General features: G+C 40.3%; 14 protein-coding genes and 1 rRNA gene. 13 read left to right on the forward strand and 2 right to left on the reverse strand.

From position 1 onward, the window contains the following. Positions 1 to 96, forward strand: a 5S ribosomal RNA gene (gene rrf, locus KH364_RS04875); the annotation flags it as partial. Positions 97 to 774: 678 nt separating this feature from the next. Here the strand turns inward: rrf and KH364_RS04880 are convergent. Both KH364_RS04880 and KH364_RS04885 read right to left on the reverse strand, forming a co-directional pair. Then, positions 775 to 1,050, reverse strand: coding sequence for a helix-turn-helix transcriptional regulator (locus tag KH364_RS04880; protein ID WP_273298808.1), 276 nt, complete (start codon positions 1,048 to 1,050; stop codon positions 775 to 777). Further along, positions 1,031 to 1,402, reverse strand: a complete 372-nt coding sequence (locus tag KH364_RS04885) for a type II toxin-antitoxin system RelE/ParE family toxin (RefSeq protein ID WP_273298809.1) — start codon at positions 1,400 to 1,402, stop codon at positions 1,031 to 1,033. Before KH364_RS04885 ends, KH364_RS04880 begins: the two co-directional genes overlap by 20 nt. Positions 1,403 to 1,836: 434 nt before the next feature. Between KH364_RS04885 and KH364_RS04890 the strand changes: the two genes are divergently transcribed. The 12 genes from KH364_RS04890 (at position 1,837) to KH364_RS04945 (ending at position 15,558) form a co-directional block, all read left to right on the forward strand. Continuing rightward, positions 1,837 to 2,208, forward strand: coding sequence for a CGGC domain-containing protein (locus KH364_RS04890; RefSeq protein ID WP_273298810.1), 372 nt, complete (start codon positions 1,837 to 1,839; stop codon positions 2,206 to 2,208). Between the two features lie 343 nt (positions 2,209 to 2,551). Continuing rightward, positions 2,552 to 3,736: a M48 family metallopeptidase gene (locus KH364_RS04895; protein WP_009352139.1), complete on the forward strand. Its 1,185-nt coding sequence runs from the start codon at positions 2,552 to 2,554 to the stop codon at positions 3,734 to 3,736. 240 nt (positions 3,737 to 3,976) lie between these two features. Then, positions 3,977 to 5,059: an ABC transporter substrate-binding protein gene (locus tag KH364_RS04900; RefSeq protein WP_273298811.1), complete on the forward strand. Its 1,083-nt coding sequence runs from the start codon at positions 3,977 to 3,979 to the stop codon at positions 5,057 to 5,059. A 68-nt stretch (positions 5,060 to 5,127) separates the two neighbouring features. Further along, complete coding sequence (locus KH364_RS04905) at positions 5,128 to 6,078, forward strand: helical backbone metal receptor (protein ID WP_273298812.1); 951 nt, start codon at positions 5,128 to 5,130, stop codon at positions 6,076 to 6,078. 611 nt (positions 6,079 to 6,689) lie between these two features. Continuing rightward, the gene (locus tag KH364_RS04910) at positions 6,690 to 7,301 is read left to right on the forward strand and encodes a MotA/TolQ/ExbB proton channel family protein (protein ID WP_308691358.1); all 612 of its coding nucleotides are present in this window, start codon (positions 6,690 to 6,692) and stop codon (positions 7,299 to 7,301) included. Further along, positions 7,298 to 7,702 carry a biopolymer transporter ExbD gene (locus KH364_RS04915; protein WP_009351842.1) on the forward strand — a complete coding sequence of 135 codons (405 nt, stop codon included), beginning with the start codon at positions 7,298 to 7,300 and terminating at the stop codon, positions 7,700 to 7,702. Before KH364_RS04910 ends, KH364_RS04915 begins: the two co-directional genes overlap by 4 nt. A gap of 4 nt (positions 7,703 to 7,706) precedes the next feature. Continuing rightward, positions 7,707 to 8,450: an energy transducer TonB gene (locus KH364_RS04920; RefSeq protein WP_009352145.1), complete on the forward strand. Its 744-nt coding sequence runs from the start codon at positions 7,707 to 7,709 to the stop codon at positions 8,448 to 8,450. Between the two features lie 153 nt (positions 8,451 to 8,603). Further along, positions 8,604 to 10,550: a TonB-dependent receptor gene (locus KH364_RS04925; RefSeq protein ID WP_273298814.1), complete on the forward strand. Its 1,947-nt coding sequence runs from the start codon at positions 8,604 to 8,606 to the stop codon at positions 10,548 to 10,550. Positions 10,551 to 10,693: 143 nt separating this feature from the next. Continuing rightward, positions 10,694 to 12,679: a TonB-dependent receptor gene (locus KH364_RS04930; RefSeq protein WP_273298815.1), complete on the forward strand. Its 1,986-nt coding sequence runs from the start codon at positions 10,694 to 10,696 to the stop codon at positions 12,677 to 12,679. A 41-nt stretch (positions 12,680 to 12,720) separates the two neighbouring features. Beyond that, positions 12,721 to 13,683, forward strand: a complete 963-nt coding sequence (locus KH364_RS04935; RefSeq protein ID WP_273298816.1) for an ABC transporter substrate-binding protein — start codon at positions 12,721 to 12,723, stop codon at positions 13,681 to 13,683. Next, entirely contained in the window at positions 13,676 to 14,713 is a 1,038-nt protein-coding gene (locus KH364_RS04940) for an iron ABC transporter permease (protein WP_105097563.1), read from the forward strand. Before KH364_RS04935 ends, KH364_RS04940 begins: the two co-directional genes overlap by 8 nt. Then, positions 14,713 to 15,558 (forward strand): ABC transporter ATP-binding protein, encoded by an 846-nt coding sequence (locus KH364_RS04945; RefSeq protein ID WP_273298817.1) that lies wholly within the window; start codon positions 14,713 to 14,715, stop codon positions 15,556 to 15,558. The genes KH364_RS04940 and KH364_RS04945 overlap by 1 nt, the downstream gene beginning before the upstream one ends. Positions 15,559 to 15,623 lie beyond the last annotated feature (65 nt).

The raw sequence follows: 15,623 nt of genomic DNA on the forward strand, positions 1-15,623 counted from the left end.
GATCCACCTGTTCCCATCTCGAACACAGTAGTTAAGCTCATAAACGCCGAAAGTACTTGGCTGGAGACGGCCTGGGAGGATAGGAAGCCGCTGATTAAGCTAAAGGCACACCTGAGGGTGTGTCTTTTTTTGTGTATGGCTTCCTATCCTCCCAGGGTACCTGGTAAGCAGGGCAGTAGAAGATGGAGAAGTGAAGCGACGACAGATTCACTGCATCGCTTAGTTCGGAGCGTAAGATGGACATGTAGCGTAGCTACATAAGGCCATCCACAGCGACGAACACCCAGTATCCTGGAGCGAAGAACCGTACATGAGAACTCGCTGATTAAGCTAAGCCTTCTAGAGCCGTTTCCAGCCAAGGTTGTACAAGTAATATCTATGTGTATTACTTATAGGAGGTCTGGGAAGCCTAGGGCAATAGGGCGTAAAGGAGCGCAGCGACGCATACGTCCATTGCATCAGGTTCGACGAAGCCCTAAAGAATGTGATGTACATTAAACCATTGTATTATATGTTGCCATGGGCGAGTGTGATAGGAAGCCGCGGTTAATGGTAGGAGGCAAGCTTTGATATACAGTAACGCGGTGTGAAGCACCTATGTTACTGCACCGTATAGCTGTTGAGTAGCTTTAATGATTTTGTAATTAATGGATACCGCGATACATAGCACCTATGGTATCGTACAATAAACTATTTGAGTTACTTTAAATTATGTAATCTGCTTTAAATAACCCCCCCTATAAGCCACTTTAATCCAGCTTATAGGGGTTATTCTTATATTAAACTAATTTTTACTTGTTTATCTAAAGCAAATGCAATTTTACAGAGAGTACTAATACTTGTATTTGCACCTTGTTCTATTCTTGCAATTGTAGATTGAGGGACACCAGATTTCTCGGCTAGGTCACGTTGTGTTAAACCGGCTGCTTCACGAGCTTTTGCAATTACTATAGCACTTTCTAGATTAGCCGATTCTTTTTCAAATCTTGCTTTAAACTTTGGATCTTTTAATTTCTTTTCAAGAATATCATCAAATTTGATTGTTGGCATAATATTCCTCCTCAAACTCGCGCCTAATTTGTTTGGCATGAATAATTTCTCTTTTAGGTGTTTTCTGCGTTTTCTTGGTAAATCCATGTGTAATAATGTATCTATTATTAATTACATGAAAATATAATGCCCTCTGAATACTATTAGGACATTTAAGACGGATTTCATATAGATTTTTATCCACTTTCTTTACCCATTGCATATATTGAGCAACTAACAATCCTGAATCTTGGATTTTATGTATTAATGAAAACATTTTATCTGCATCAGCTTCAGTAAGTGATTCTAAAAATTCCAAAAATTCATTATGTCCATTAGGTCTTGTATAGAACTCAAACTTAGGTTTCTCCATCCCAATCCTTCTTTCTTACATGATAGCATATATGCGTTCAAACCTCAATTTTAAGGTGACTGTTTATCTAAATTCTTATCTTTACTATATAAATAACTTAGTAGCTTTTTGTAGCTTAAAGAAATAATAAGCTTAATTCTTTAGCTTGGTAATCACTATTCAAGTTTGAAGGTATTTAACCATCCTTAAAGGTCTAGAAATAGGAGAAATCAAGTTATATCATTTATTGTTATTAGGTAAAGGTTACTGATTGAAATACTAGCTATTTTTACAAGGTTTATGGATATGTGATTAAGTCATTTATGAGCATTTAGGATGTCAATTGTATAGCTTAAACTATATATAATTAGCATTAATCAACGTGCTTCAGGATACACCTTTTCCTTATAGCTATGTTATACTAAGGTTTATACTATACTTTCAATGGAGGTCTTATGACTAAGAAAATTGCAGTTCTCGTCAATGAGGATACAATGCAGCGCTGTTCTTGCGGCGGTTGCTTAAAAGCATTTATGAATAAAGCGGATTCCTTTGAGCGTTATGCAGATGAGGATATTGAGTTGGTTGGCTTCACGCACAGTGGTGGCGATCTAGCTAAGAAAATCGAGTCTTTCAAGAAAAAAGGGGTTACTACGGTTCATCTTTCTACCTGTACTCGTGGTAAGAATGAAAATTATGAAAGCATCGCAGAGCAGTGTGCTGAGGCAGGCTTTGATGTAGTGGGTTATACCCATGGTGCTGCCGTTTCTAAAGATGGTAAAGAAGCCGTTGTGCTTTCAGCAAAACCAGTCGTAGCTGATGAGTAATCTGTGATAGATAATCATTTTAAACAGAATAGGAATCTATAATAGTAAAATTACAATCTATTAGGTAGTATTTAGCGTAATCCGATTTATCTTAAATAGATGAATAATTGTTCCACTATTCATTTTGTATTTACTATGTATCTATACAATATGGATAGTGTGTAGCATTCAGTGTGGTATCTATTGTTAAATACTGGCAGGTTACAAACTGATAGTATGAACTTTGTATTTGCGTAAAGGCTATTTGCCTAAATGTTATTTATCTAAATTTTTTTTGTAAATGGTTATAGATCTTTCATGAATATAGCCTTTATTACTCCTTATATTTTGAGAGGTTGAGAGAATGAACAAGAAACTTACAGCGGCTACGTTATCTGTAGCTATGGCGGTGACTATGGCGCCGGCAATCATGCAAACAGCGCCTGTACAAGCCGCATCTGCTGCAGTACAATCACTAGCTGGTGGCGCTATTGCTATGGCTTACGTATCTACTGCTTTAAATAAAATGGATAATTCTGAGCAAGGCCAAAAAGAAAGCTTGGCTCGTACAAAAGAAAAAACAGGTTACTTGAACGATAGTGCAGCTCAAGAACGTGTAAATCGCATTATGAAAACGTTAGAGGCTACGCCGAGCGTAAAACGTTCTTACGTTGTATATGCTAACCCTGATGAGGAGTTCAATGCTTTTGCAACGCTTGGCCGTGTTATGTCTATTAACAAAGGTGCCTTAGATACGTTAGATGATGATCAATTGGCGTACGTAATGGCCCATGAAATTGCACATGGTGAGCACAAAGATATTATCAATGGTGCTAAAAAACAAATTGGTTTATCTACTGCGGTAGGTATCGCTGCGGGCGGTAGCGAAGGGGCTGCCATTTTATCCAACGTAGCAGGTAACTACTTGTCTAACCAAGTATTTACAATGAGCCAAGAAAAAGCAGCCGATGAATTGGGTTTCCAAATCTTAAGTGAATCTCCTTACAATGTGGGCGGTGCAGCCGGTTCTATGCTTGTACTTCGCAATAAAGTGGGGGAACACTATCGTGAAGGGCTTTCACAAGTAGTGGCACCTAATAACCATCCTAAGTTAACAGACCGTGTGAACAATAATATTGCTCGCATGTACACATACTCTGGAAACCACGTAAACGTGTCTAAAGGCGCCGTTTATGTAAATGGTGATAATATCTATACACCAGCTGCTAGTGGCCGCTATACAGGGGAAGAACGCGCTTTCTATATGGCCGGCAAATTAGCTCGCATGTACCACAACAATCAAGTGACACCAGGTTCTGCATCTTATAATGGTGGCACAGTAACCGTTGCGGGCCAAAACATCGTCACTACTCCAAATGCAGATGTAGCATTACAAGTGGCGACGAACCTTAATAATGCCTTCGTGAAACCTGCAGGAGCTGCCGTTAATGGTAAAAAGCCAGCTAAGGTTAAACAGGAAAAACCTAAAAAGGTGAAAGAAAATAAAAAAGCGAAAGACAATAAAAAGGCAGATAAAGCTAAAAAATAATAGTGTTTAAAGCTAAATTAATAATGTTTAATGTTAAAAATAAGCAGGCATACAGCGTGACTGTGGGCTGTGTAGAAGGATAATCTAAATAAGACAGATTATCGTTCATATATTATAAATACAAGAGGACTGAGCAAATGCTTGGTCCTCTTTCTTGTATAGACCGCATACAATAGATACTGTATACTAAAGCTATAAATATTCGGTTAATCGTAAGTTGCAGATGAGAGAGGGGCGCTTATGAATCAAAAGAGAAGCATTTTTGGAGCCTTAAAATGGATTATGTTCAATTATATATTTTTAGGCATTCTTATACTCATTGGCCTATTTATCGCTTTGGCTCCAGATTTGTTAGGTGATGTCATACCGCGACATGGCACTGTAGGTAAATTATTGACGTCTCTGAATGAACGGAAGATTGAGGATAGTCAACATACAGTCATGACTGTACCGGATTATGTACGTCGCGTCGTTACTATAGGTGAAAGTACGGTAGATATTATGGGCGCTATTGGTGGAGAGCCTTATATCGTGGCTACAGATGGATCTCCTTATTCCAGTTCTACTCATATTAATGGCCGTGTAGAGTTAACCGTGGATTCCATTAAGTCTTACGAGCCAGACGTGGTCGTAGCGCCAGATTCTACACCTCCAAGCCTTGTGTCGTCCTTGCGCGCTGCAGGCATACCTGTCTTTGTGTATACGAAAAAAGATAGCTTTAATGATATTATTTTAGCCACTAAAACCATAGGAGAGATTTTTAAGGATAAAGATCCAGAACGTGAGTTTATTGTATCTAGACGTAATGTTAAGAAACTTGTAGAGCCTCACGAAAAGGATAAAAAGCCCGTTATTGCTTTATATAATAGCTCTCACGGCGTATATCGGTCGGGTATCGTTCGGGATATGATTGAACAGGTGCACGGTATTGATGGAGCAGGAAACCTTGTGATAACAGAAAGTGGCAAGGATATTAATATGTTATCTGATGTTTGGTGGTACCGAGATCATAAAACGACGGTAGATATGAACCAATCTATGGGGACAAAAGCCGATTTGATTCGCATTAATCCAGATGTTATTTTTGTGCCTACCCGTTTTATCGATAAACTACCAGATTACAAGCAAGATATTGATGCCATTATGAACGATCCGGACTTACAAAATGTAACGGCTGTTAAAAAAGGCTATGTCTATCCAGTTCAGGAACTATTTGTGATGAGCTATTCCTGGAAAGCTTTCATGGCCATGGAACAAATGGCAAAATGGCTCTATGGTCCTAGTACCTATGAGGGCATCGTTAAATATAAGAGTGAGCCGTGATTAACGATAGTTTTATTAGATTGTTATATAGTTTCAGGTGAATAGCTGAAAGTCTATAAGGAGAGAGTATGCAACTAAAGCGTTTATTAATATTATTAGCCATCTTTTGTGGCGTTTTGGTCGTAGCCATTATGGGCATGTACAAGTCTTGGAATGCTTTCACAAGCGGCGGCATTTTTGGGATGTTGAGTTCAAAGGGTATTTATAAGATGGTGGACGGTACCAGCGAGACGGTCATACTCGATCACAAGGCAGAACGCATCGTAGTTGTTGGTCCCAATGCAGCGGACCTTGCATCTGAATTAGCAGGTGACTCGGTGGTGGCTAGCACTGCGGCACCGTATCAATCGTCTAATGGCGTAAAGCAACGGGTGGCCCTTGATGTGAAAGCTATCGCTGCATTAAAACCAGATATTGTAATTGTAGAGGACGATGATGGTGCTACAGATCTCGTTAGGCCACTGCGTGAGGCAGGCGTAAAGGTAGCACTTCTTAGAGCGCCTAAGACGGTAAAAGAGGTAGAGGATCAAACGCGCAATGTAGGACAGTTGTTAGGTCGTGCTGATAAAGCGGAATCCCTCATTACAACGATGATGAACTACATCCGCGATACAGAGTCCTTGCGATTTGCTCGCCGTGATGACCCGAAAAAGACCGTTGCCGTTTATAATGAAAATGGCTTGTATGGGGCGCCAGACACAATGATTCAAGACATGTTGAAATATGTAAATGTAGACAATGCGGCGACTAAGGCCGGTGTAAAATGGTCCTACATGGGTAAAAAGGATGATCTTATCAAGGCCGATCCCGATGTGATTATTGTGCCTACAGATGTGAAAGCACCGGGCTTTAACCGTGATTCGGTACTTAATAGCTACTATAATGATCCGGCTCTTAAAAATATTAAGGCCATTAAGAACAAAAAGGTAGTTATCATATCTAATGAAGCCATGATGGCTAAGACCTACCATATTGGTCGCGGCATATATAACATGGCGCAATTCGTGTATGAACGATAGTAGGCTATAACGAATAAATAATACATATAATCATAAATAAAAAGAAACGATAATAGAGAAGATAATATAAGATAAGATAATATAAGATAAGATAATGTGATATAATATATAATCTAATAGAGAAAATAATAGATTATTATAAGAAAAAACCTTATAAAATACACAAAATGTATTAATATTGGATAAAATATAAATAATATTCATTGACGTATAAATTATATTCATGAACCAATGAATGCCGATAAACATACAGAGTTATTATACAAAATGACTGCTGTAGGTTGATTGAATAAAATGTTATAAATACTTAGAAATATGCGGATTGCAAGGTTAATGCCTAGCAATCCGCATATTTTATATTTATAAAATGCATGAATATTTCGTACAAGAAAAAAGTTTTGTCTATATATATAGGATAAATGTACATAAAAAATGGATAGAGTGTGTACTAAAAAATGGAATACTATAGAATCCCATTAACCATAGGGGGTATAGGGTTATTGTGCTAATGTTTTCTTTATGGAATAATGACAATATTAGTGGTTAATCGAAGAATATAGATGATCACTTTTTTTAGTTTATATGTAATTTTATACATCTTGGAGGCTATGATGGAGTATACAATTCACCTATTTCATGCAGGTGGTATCGTTATGTATCCACTTGTACTATTCATGCTAGCAGCATGCACTATTTTATTTGAACGTATTCGTATGTATAGAAATATCGATCGTGAGTTACAACAGCTATCTGACAACATTGATGTGGGCCGAAATAGCAATAGTTGGGCTACCCTTGAACAGGCTGTAAAAAATAGTGATGATGCATTGAGTAAGTTTGTATCTCCAATTGTTGATTCTGTATATAGTGTAGAAGGTTTAGAAAATCGTTTACATGATGTAGTAGGCTATATGGACGAACGTTTGAAACGCGGTCTCAACTGGCTTAGCATGATGGTAACTATGGCGCCATTGCTTGGTCTATTGGGTACTGTAGTTGGTATGATTCGTTCCTTCGCTGCTGTAGGTGGGGATATTGGTGCTCCTACTGTGATTACAGGCGGTGTTTCCGAGGCGTTAATTGCTACAGCAACAGGGCTTTCAGTAGCCATCGTAGCATTAGCATTCCATAGCTGGTGCACAAGTAAAGTAAATTATGATATTGCAAAATTGGAACAAAAATTAGGTTCTATCATGGATTTATATATTAGGAGTCAGCGATGAAACGTAGTTCAGTAGGCATTCAAAAAGAACCGGATATCATGATTATTCCTATGATTGATATCGTATTCTTCTTGCTTGTATTCTTCATGATGAGTACGTTGTACATGAATACAGAAGAGCAAATTCCGCTCAACTTACCGAAGGCATCCTCGTCTTCTGCTAAGACGATTGAACCAATTACGATTTCATTAACGGCTACACATAAGATGTATTTGAATGATCGTGAAATTGTACCAGCTCAATTGGGGGCAGAAATTCAAGGCATTGTTGCAAAGGAACCACAACAAGCATTTATTGTACGTGCTTCTGAAGATATTGCATACAAGGAAGTAGTTAGCATTTTAGATAATCTTAAAATCAGTGGTGCTCGGTTTGTTAGCGTAGCGACAGAACGGAAGTGATCATATGGTGAGTAAACGATATGGCATTCCTTTTATAGCTGCATTGGTGGTCAATTTAGCATACTGGGGTGTTGTAGGCGATTGGTTTGGTCATATAAAACCACCAGAAACGCCAAAGAAAGATTTGGTCATCAATCTTGACATGGCGCAACCGGAACCTCCTGAGCAGGAGAAGAAACAGCAAGAGAAAATGGTCTCTGATGATAAAGAAAATGCTGCGGGCGGTAAGTCGGGTAGTGTATTACCGGATTTATCGGGAAAACCGACACCGGGCTTGCAAAATCTTAACCCTTATCTAGGTGGCAATGAAGCCGCTAGTATCAATCTACATGGGAATACAGATAATCCTGTAGGTGTTCCCGGCGATGGTGATACAACAGGTCCGGGTGGTGGACCTATTGGTAATGGTGGTAAAGCAAATGACGGCCCTGGTACACAGGAAGGCAATCCTGGGACTAGTGATAAGGAAGGTTCAGGGTACTTTGATGTTTCGGGGTATCGTGCTAGTTTAGATGCTAATAAAGTCATGCCAGCACAAGCTGTACGAAGAGGTATTACAGGGACAGTCACTATTAGGGTTTATTTTGATGGCGAAGGTAATTATATAAGGGCTGAAATTGAGGGGAGTAGCGGCTCTAGCCTTCTTGATAATGATGCATTGGCACTGGCGGCTAGGTCAGGTGGGGCTACAAATACGACCGGAGAACCTAAATCAGATGTTTTTTATATAAGATATGAATTTGAATAATGATTATATTTGGAATGAGCCTAAATTGAATTAAATGGATTACAGTTTATGTAGGGGATATGAGAAGGTTCATATCCCCTACAACCAAATTCCTACTGTAGTTCGGAGGCTACAAATTAACAGAATTAACATAGTTTTAATAAAACATATAGGATGATAAATGAAATGAATAAACGTGTATATGTGGCCACAATGATGGCATTACTTAGTATGAGTGTAAATGGTTATGCGGTAGATATGACAACTAATCAGAATCAAGAGTCGTCCAATGTAATTAATGTAACCGCCAATCGCACAGCCCTTCTAGATTTGGACACACCTGTAGCGATGAATGTAATTACACCTGAGGAGTTAAAAAATACTGGTGCTACCACTGCTTTTGATGCGGTGGCGACCGTACCAGGGGTAACAATAAATTCTTATGGTGCTGGCGGTGCCGATTTTGGTGGCATGGATAGCCGTACGAATATTCGTGGTCTCGATCGCGGTGCACTTGTTCTTGTAAACGGTGTACCTATGAACTTAAATGGTAAGAGCGGAATTGGCTCTATACCTACCAGTGCCATTGAGCGGATTGAAGTTGTAAAGGGGGCGTCCTCTACCTTATATGGCGCAGAAGCTTTAGGTGGCGTTATAAATATTATTACAAAAACGCCGTCAAAAGAGGGCGGTTCTGCTAAGGTAGCTGTAGGTAATCGAGGCTCCAAGAGATTTGATATTTCTTATGGTACTAATCGATTCCTCGTTGGTATCGATAGAAAATACTGGGGGACTCAAGATCCATCTACACCGGTGCGGTATGACTATACAGGCCGCAAGGGTTATGATTACTACACTACGCGCAATAAAGGTAACTCCTTAGGTGTGTTCATGAGCGGTAAGCTTTCAGATAAGATAACCTTAAATTATACTCGCGCTGAAAGCCGTTCCTCCTTTGGTTTGATTAGTACAGAAATAAATCCTGTGAGACAGGCTCGTCATTCTACGACATATCATTACAAGGATGACCGTAATAATGCATCTTTGATTTATAAGGATGATAATACGACGGGAACATTGTTTTATAATGACCGTACTATGCGTGGTGAAAGCCGTGTTCATAGTGCTAAACAGTTCAAGCCGACCGAAACCAGTTATGTAGCTCGTCAATATGGTATAGATATACAACATGAATGGGACTTTAGAGGCGGTAAGGATTATTTGATTGCCGGTGTTACAGGTAAGCAAGAAACCTATCGTGCCACACAGGCCCCTGTGTATACACGGCCTCATCGTAATACCTATGCGGTGTACAGTAGCTATTCTCGTGAAATCAATCCCAAATGGACTGCCATTTTGGGCTTGCGTTATACAGCCATTAGTGATCCTATTAAGGACCAACATGTGTTAACGCCTCAGTTCCAATTGTTGCACACTATCAATAAAGCTTCCTCCATGTACTTAAATATAGGGAAAGCTTACACGATGCCTAGCTTGAGTGATTCATTCCGTAGCGTGAACCGCCAATACACAGCAGTAAGTGGTAAAAATCTTAAGCCTGAAGAGGGTTGGAACTATGAATTAGGTTATAAACGTCTTAATAAGAAGGATAGCTGGAAGGTGGACGTGTTCTATATGGACTTCAAGAACTTCTTCCAATGGCAACCTGATGTAAATGGTCGCCCAACCGTTCGCGTAAACGGTGGTAAATTCCACAATGTTGGGATTGAAGCTGAGTATAGTAGACATTTGTCAGATCGACTCAAAATGAGTGTAAGTGGTTCTTATTCTAATCCAAAACAAAAGGAAATGAATGAAACCTATTGGAAACAAGCGGCTCCTAAGTTACAGTTTACAACCGGCATTCGTTATAAAAGCCCAACCTGGGAAGCTGGTACATCCTTTAGCTTTGTTACCAAACGTTTGCGCAATCGTGATGGTAGCTTAAATCCTAACATTGCTCTTTGGAATGCTTACGTTGGGTATCACTTTAACAAAGATGCTACATTACGCCTCGATGCACGCAATCTTTTGAATCGTCATAATGTGGTATCCAATGGAGATTATGAATACTGGGATGCACCATTTAATTATGAATTGAGCTATACGCATAAATTTTAACATCTAGTTTTTATACATTGCCCTATAAATGCAGTAGTGGTAGGGGGTATGGGTTTTGTGTGGCCTTCATAAATGTGTAATAATACAAATATGTAGTTTATGTAAATTCTGTGAAAGTATATGTGTGTTATGAGGTGTTTGTTATGAAACAACAGATTAAGCGACGTACTTCTATACTTATTGGTTTGGCATTGATGGGGGTGTCTGTGAATGGATATGCAGCAGATGTAACTACTGCTACAGATGTGCCTACTACAGCATTGTCTACTGAAACGAGTGGAGCTTCTGAAATCCATACTATTAATGTAACAGCTAATCGCATGGCGCTATTAGATTTAGATACGCCGGCAGCGATGGATGTTATTACGGACAAAGATATCATGAATAGCGGTGCTAAAAATGCCTTTGATGCGGTGAACATGGTGCCTGGTATTACATCTTTCTCCTATGGTGCATCTGGTCTTGAATATGGGGCTATGGATAGCCGTGTGAATATCCGTGGCCTTGAACGGGGATCCTTGATTCTCATGAATGGGGTACCGATGAACCTCAATGGCAAGGGCGGCCTTAGTTCTATTCCGACTAGCTCTATTGAACGCATTGAAGTATTAAAAGGTGCAGCCTCTGCTTTATATGGCGCTGATGCTATGAGTGGTGTTATCAATGTAATTACTAAGACTCCAAGTAAAGAAGGGGGCTCTGCTACGGTAGGTTTTGGTAATATGGGGCGCCAAACTTATAAAATTAACTATGGCACGCCTCGCTTCTTAATTGGTGTGGAACGTAACTTCTTTGGTGCTCAAGATCCAGAAACCCCTATTCGCTCCGATATCGGTGCTTATGCTAGAGGCTATGAATATTATACAGCTCGTAACAAAGGGAATTCCTTAGGTGTATTTATGAGCGGTAAATTAAATGATAAGTTGACTTTGAACTTTAGCCGTTTTGAAGGTAATTCTTCTTTTGGACAGTTGAGTACAGAAACGAATCCTATTAAGCAAAAGCTTCACTCTACAACATATGCTTATAAAGATACTAAAAATAATGCGTCTTTAGTTTATAAAGATGGCAATACTACAGGTACAATCTTCTACAATGATAGAGATTTGTATGGTAAAAGTCGCATACATAGCAAAAAGATATATACGTTGAGTGATAACAACTATATTGCTCGACAATATGGTTTCGATGTGCAACATGAATGGGACTTCCGCGGTGGCAAGGACTATTTCATTGCAGGTGTACTTGGTAAACGCGAAACATATCGCACTACATCTGGTCCATACTATGGAAATCCACATCGCAATAGTTATGCCATTTATGGTACATACTCCTATCAAATCAATCCTAAATGGACTAGTATTTTAGGCTTGCGTTATTCGGATATTAAAGACCCTGTGAAAAATCAACGCGTATTAATTCCTCAGTTCCAATTAGAACATCGTATTAACAAGGAATCATCCATGTACATAAATGCTGGTAAAGCCTTTAGAATGCCGAACTTAAGCGATACTTTCAAGAAAATTAATAAAGGCTATGCCTCTGTTAGTGGACGTAATTTGAAACCTGAAGAAGGTTGGAATTACGAATTAGGCTATAAACACATTACTAACAAAGATAGCTGGAAAGTAGCGCTCTTCTATATGGACTTTAAAAACTTCTTCTCTTGGAAGCCAGATAGCAATGGTAAAAACACGATTCGCGTAAACGGTGGTCGCTATAAAAATGTTGGCGTCGAAGCTCAATATGGCCGCAAGTTAACAGATCGATTAAAAATGACTGTTGGTGCATCTTACTCTAATCCTAAACAACGAGAAATCGATAAGACTTACTGGAAACAAGCAAATCCAAAATTACAATTTACTGGAGGCATCCATTATACAAGTCCAAAATGGACAGCTGGTTCTAGCCTCAACTTTGTAACAAAACGGATGAAGAACCGCGATGGTGGAACAAATCCAAATCTCGTAGCTTGGAATGCGTATGTAGGCTATCAGTTCAATGAAAACGCATCCTTGCGGCTAGATGCACGTAACTTGTTAAACCGTCATAATGTTATTTCAAACGGCGACTGGGAATACTGGGATGAACCATTTAATTACCAACTCAGCTATACTCAAAAATTCTAGTACTTATATATGTTAATTAGAACTATACAAGGAGTATCATCATGAATAAGACTATCGGCTTTCTCATAACTTTGATGATACTCCTTTGCGTTTGTCTAGCTGGCTGTGGTCTAATTAAGTCTCCTAATGAGGGGGCTCAGACGCCTCATACGCGGTATGTGGAAAGCCATGATGGCGTTCAGGTAGGGGTGCCAGAGAATCCGAAGCGAATTTTAGCATTATCCTCTGCGTTTGATACGATTTTACTAGGTCTTATAGAGCCAGAGCGCTTGGTGGGTATCAATAAACTGTCTACCTATGAGGAGTATTCCTTAGAGGCTAAACGAGCAAAGTTGGTAAAGCCTGTTATGAGCTCGTATCCGCTAGAGAAAATCATAGCCTTGAAGCCTGACTTAGTTATCGCCCCCGATTATATATCGGCAGATGTTATTTCCGGCTTACGCCACATGGGGATAGCTACTGTCGTAGTATCGTCGGGCTCTACCGTAGAAGGGGTCATTAAGAATGTGACCGACGTAGCTCATATTATTGGAGAAGACGATAAGGGGCGCTTTTACAAGCAAAAAATTCGTCGAGAGCTAGACGAATTGAAGCGATTAGGCGAATCTATCCCGCCTGAGCAGCGCAAGACAGTTCTCTTTGTATCGTCTATGGATGGATACACGGGAACGGGCAGTCTCTTTGATGATATGTGTAAATACATGTATGTTTATAATGCACCGAATCGGATTGGCTTACCTCCGCGGATTCCCTTTGGGGAGGAACGGGTGCTAGCCATGAATCCAGACTATATTTTTATTCCTTCCTATAAGGGAATGGACAAGAATTTGGCGGATCGATATTTATTAAATCCAGCCTTTCAAAATTTGCCGGCTATACGTGAGAACCGTGTTAAGCCATTACCGGCAGCTTATTTATATACTATGAATCAGCATATTGGAGAAGCGATGCTCGCCATCATGCATACTGTATATCCTCAGTTAGAAAGGAATTCTCATGACTAAAGAGAAGCAACGAATCATGGCAATTATTCTGATTGGGGTATTGCTATGTATTGTGAGTCTACTGGCACTCCACGTAGGAACTATCATGATTCCTATCGGTGGCGGTGTACAAAGTATTTTAAATGGTATGGGCTTGCCTGTGAATTTTACGGAGCCTATTACAGCTGAACAAGAGGCAGTATTATGGTTTATCCGCATGCCTCGCCTCATTATAGGACTACTTGTAGGTGGTGCCTTGGCGCTAGCTGGCGCCGTTATGCAAGGCGTTTTCTCCAATCCACTGGCGGACCCAGGTATTATGGGCGTTTCCGCAGGGGCATCTCTCGGTGCAGTTATCGCCATCGCTCTTGGGGTAACTTCTCTCGGTATGTTTTACATGCCCGCCTTTGCCTTTGTAGGTGCCTTTGTGTCCGTAGGGATTACCATCCTATTAACATGGCGTAACAACAAGCTCGATACGACTACCTTACTATTAGCCGGTGTCGCCGTTAGTATGCTCCTTGGTGCTTTTACATCAGGCATTTTGACGATGATCAATGAATACCGCTTACGGGAATTTTTATTCTGGATGGTGGGGGGCCTCGACTTCCGTCGTTGGGACCATGTTCTATTGGCGGTAGGTCCTATCATGACGGGCAGTGTCATTTTGATGATGCTTGGTCGTCATCTCAACGTACTCGTCCTCGGTGATACAGAGGCTCGTGCCTTAGGTTTACCTGTTATGGTGTATCGCATGCTATTCCTGTTCTTATCCTCTGTAGTTACTGCTACTGCCGTATGTGTCAGCGGTTCCATTGGCTTTGTAGGCCTTGTAGTACCACATATTGTGCGTCTCTTGGTGGGACCTGATCATCGCCTATTATTGCCTATGGCAGCTGTGGGTGGGGCGCTTTTCCTCGTGTTCTGTGATACCTTAGGTCGCGTTATAGCACAACCAGTGGAGATTCGCGTAGGTATTATGACAGCGATCTTAGGGGCACCGTATTTCTTATATTTACTTCATCGCTTGCGTAGTAAAGGAGGAGCCTAATGAAACTAGATGTTCAATCTCTATCCGTTACGTTAGGGGAAAACGCTATTCTAAAGGATGCATCCTTTTCTATTGATAGTGGTGAGTTCGTTGGTATTATCGGACCTAATGGTTCTGGTAAAACGACATTACTAAAAACCTTGCGTGGTCTCTATCCTATCTCTGGGGGCCAAGTTTTGTGGGACGGTAAAAGTATCGCTTCTTTGAGCGACAAGGAAATCGCTCATCATGTAGCGTATATGCAACAGTCCGTCGATGTTTCCTTTGATTATGAAGCTATCGATATTGTGATGACAGCTCGTTATCCTTACTTAAAATGGTGGCAACAAGAAGGACCAGAAGATAAGGTCATTGTAGAAGAAGCCATGAAAGACGTAGGCGTATATCACTTGCGACATCGGTCCGTGCAAAACCTTAGTGGCGGCGAGCGACAACGGGTATTCTTGGCTAAGGCTTTGGCACAACAAACAGAGGTGCTATTGCTCGATGAACCAACGGCGGCGCTCGATTTAGTGTACGCCGATGATATTTTCCATGAAGGTCGTCGGTTATGCGACGAAGGGAAAACGATTTTAATCGTCGTTCATGACTTAGAGTTGGCGGCTAAATATTGTACTAAACTAATTTTAATTAGCGATGGTCATATCGTTGATGTCGGCACACCTCGTGAAGTGCTTACTGCAGGCAATCTACGAGCTGCCTTTCACTTGTCTGCAGCAGTCTACGACGATCCATATTTCAAACAACAACGTATCTTTGTGTTCCCTAAAGGAACTACGGATATTGAGGCGTATAAACAGACAAATGCTAGTGGTACAATGTCTATCGATCCACAACTGAAATAGATATGGGCTACCTCTGGATAGGTCCGCACATTTCCTGTTTATCTCTATATATTGCTATTCCTAGC

Source organism: Veillonella sp. oral taxon 158 (assembly GCF_018376515.1).
In the GTDB taxonomy this organism is placed as follows: Bacteria; Bacillota; Negativicutes; order Veillonellales; family Veillonellaceae; genus Veillonella; species Veillonella rogosae.

Bases quoted from the DNA above. Each gene is read 5' to 3' on its own strand.
- KH364_RS04880 (WP_273298808.1), bottom strand. From the start codon at position 1,050: ATGCCAACAATCAAATTTGATGATATTCTTGAAAAGAAATTAAAAGAT.
- KH364_RS04885 (WP_273298809.1), bottom strand. From the start codon at position 1,402: ATGGAGAAACCTAAGTTTGAGTTCTATACAAGACCTAATGGACATAAT.
- KH364_RS04890 (WP_273298810.1), top strand. From the start codon at position 1,837: ATGACTAAGAAAATTGCAGTTCTCGTCAATGAGGATACAATGCAGCGC.
- KH364_RS04895 (WP_009352139.1), top strand. From the start codon at position 2,552: ATGAACAAGAAACTTACAGCGGCTACGTTATCTGTAGCTATGGCGGTG.
- KH364_RS04900 (WP_273298811.1), top strand. From the start codon at position 3,977: ATGAATCAAAAGAGAAGCATTTTTGGAGCCTTAAAATGGATTATGTTC.
- KH364_RS04905 (WP_273298812.1), top strand. From the start codon at position 5,128: ATGCAACTAAAGCGTTTATTAATATTATTAGCCATCTTTTGTGGCGTT.
- KH364_RS04910 (WP_308691358.1), top strand. From the start codon at position 6,690: ATGGAGTATACAATTCACCTATTTCATGCAGGTGGTATCGTTATGTAT.
- KH364_RS04915 (WP_009351842.1), top strand. From the start codon at position 7,298: ATGAAACGTAGTTCAGTAGGCATTCAAAAAGAACCGGATATCATGATT.
- KH364_RS04920 (WP_009352145.1), top strand. From the start codon at position 7,707: ATGGTGAGTAAACGATATGGCATTCCTTTTATAGCTGCATTGGTGGTC.
- KH364_RS04925 (WP_273298814.1), top strand. From the start codon at position 8,604: ATGATAAATGAAATGAATAAACGTGTATATGTGGCCACAATGATGGCA.
- KH364_RS04930 (WP_273298815.1), top strand. From the start codon at position 10,694: ATGAAACAACAGATTAAGCGACGTACTTCTATACTTATTGGTTTGGCA.
- KH364_RS04935 (WP_273298816.1), top strand. From the start codon at position 12,721: ATGAATAAGACTATCGGCTTTCTCATAACTTTGATGATACTCCTTTGC.
- KH364_RS04940 (WP_105097563.1), top strand. From the start codon at position 13,676: ATGACTAAAGAGAAGCAACGAATCATGGCAATTATTCTGATTGGGGTA.
- KH364_RS04945 (WP_273298817.1), top strand. From the start codon at position 14,713: ATGAAACTAGATGTTCAATCTCTATCCGTTACGTTAGGGGAAAACGCT.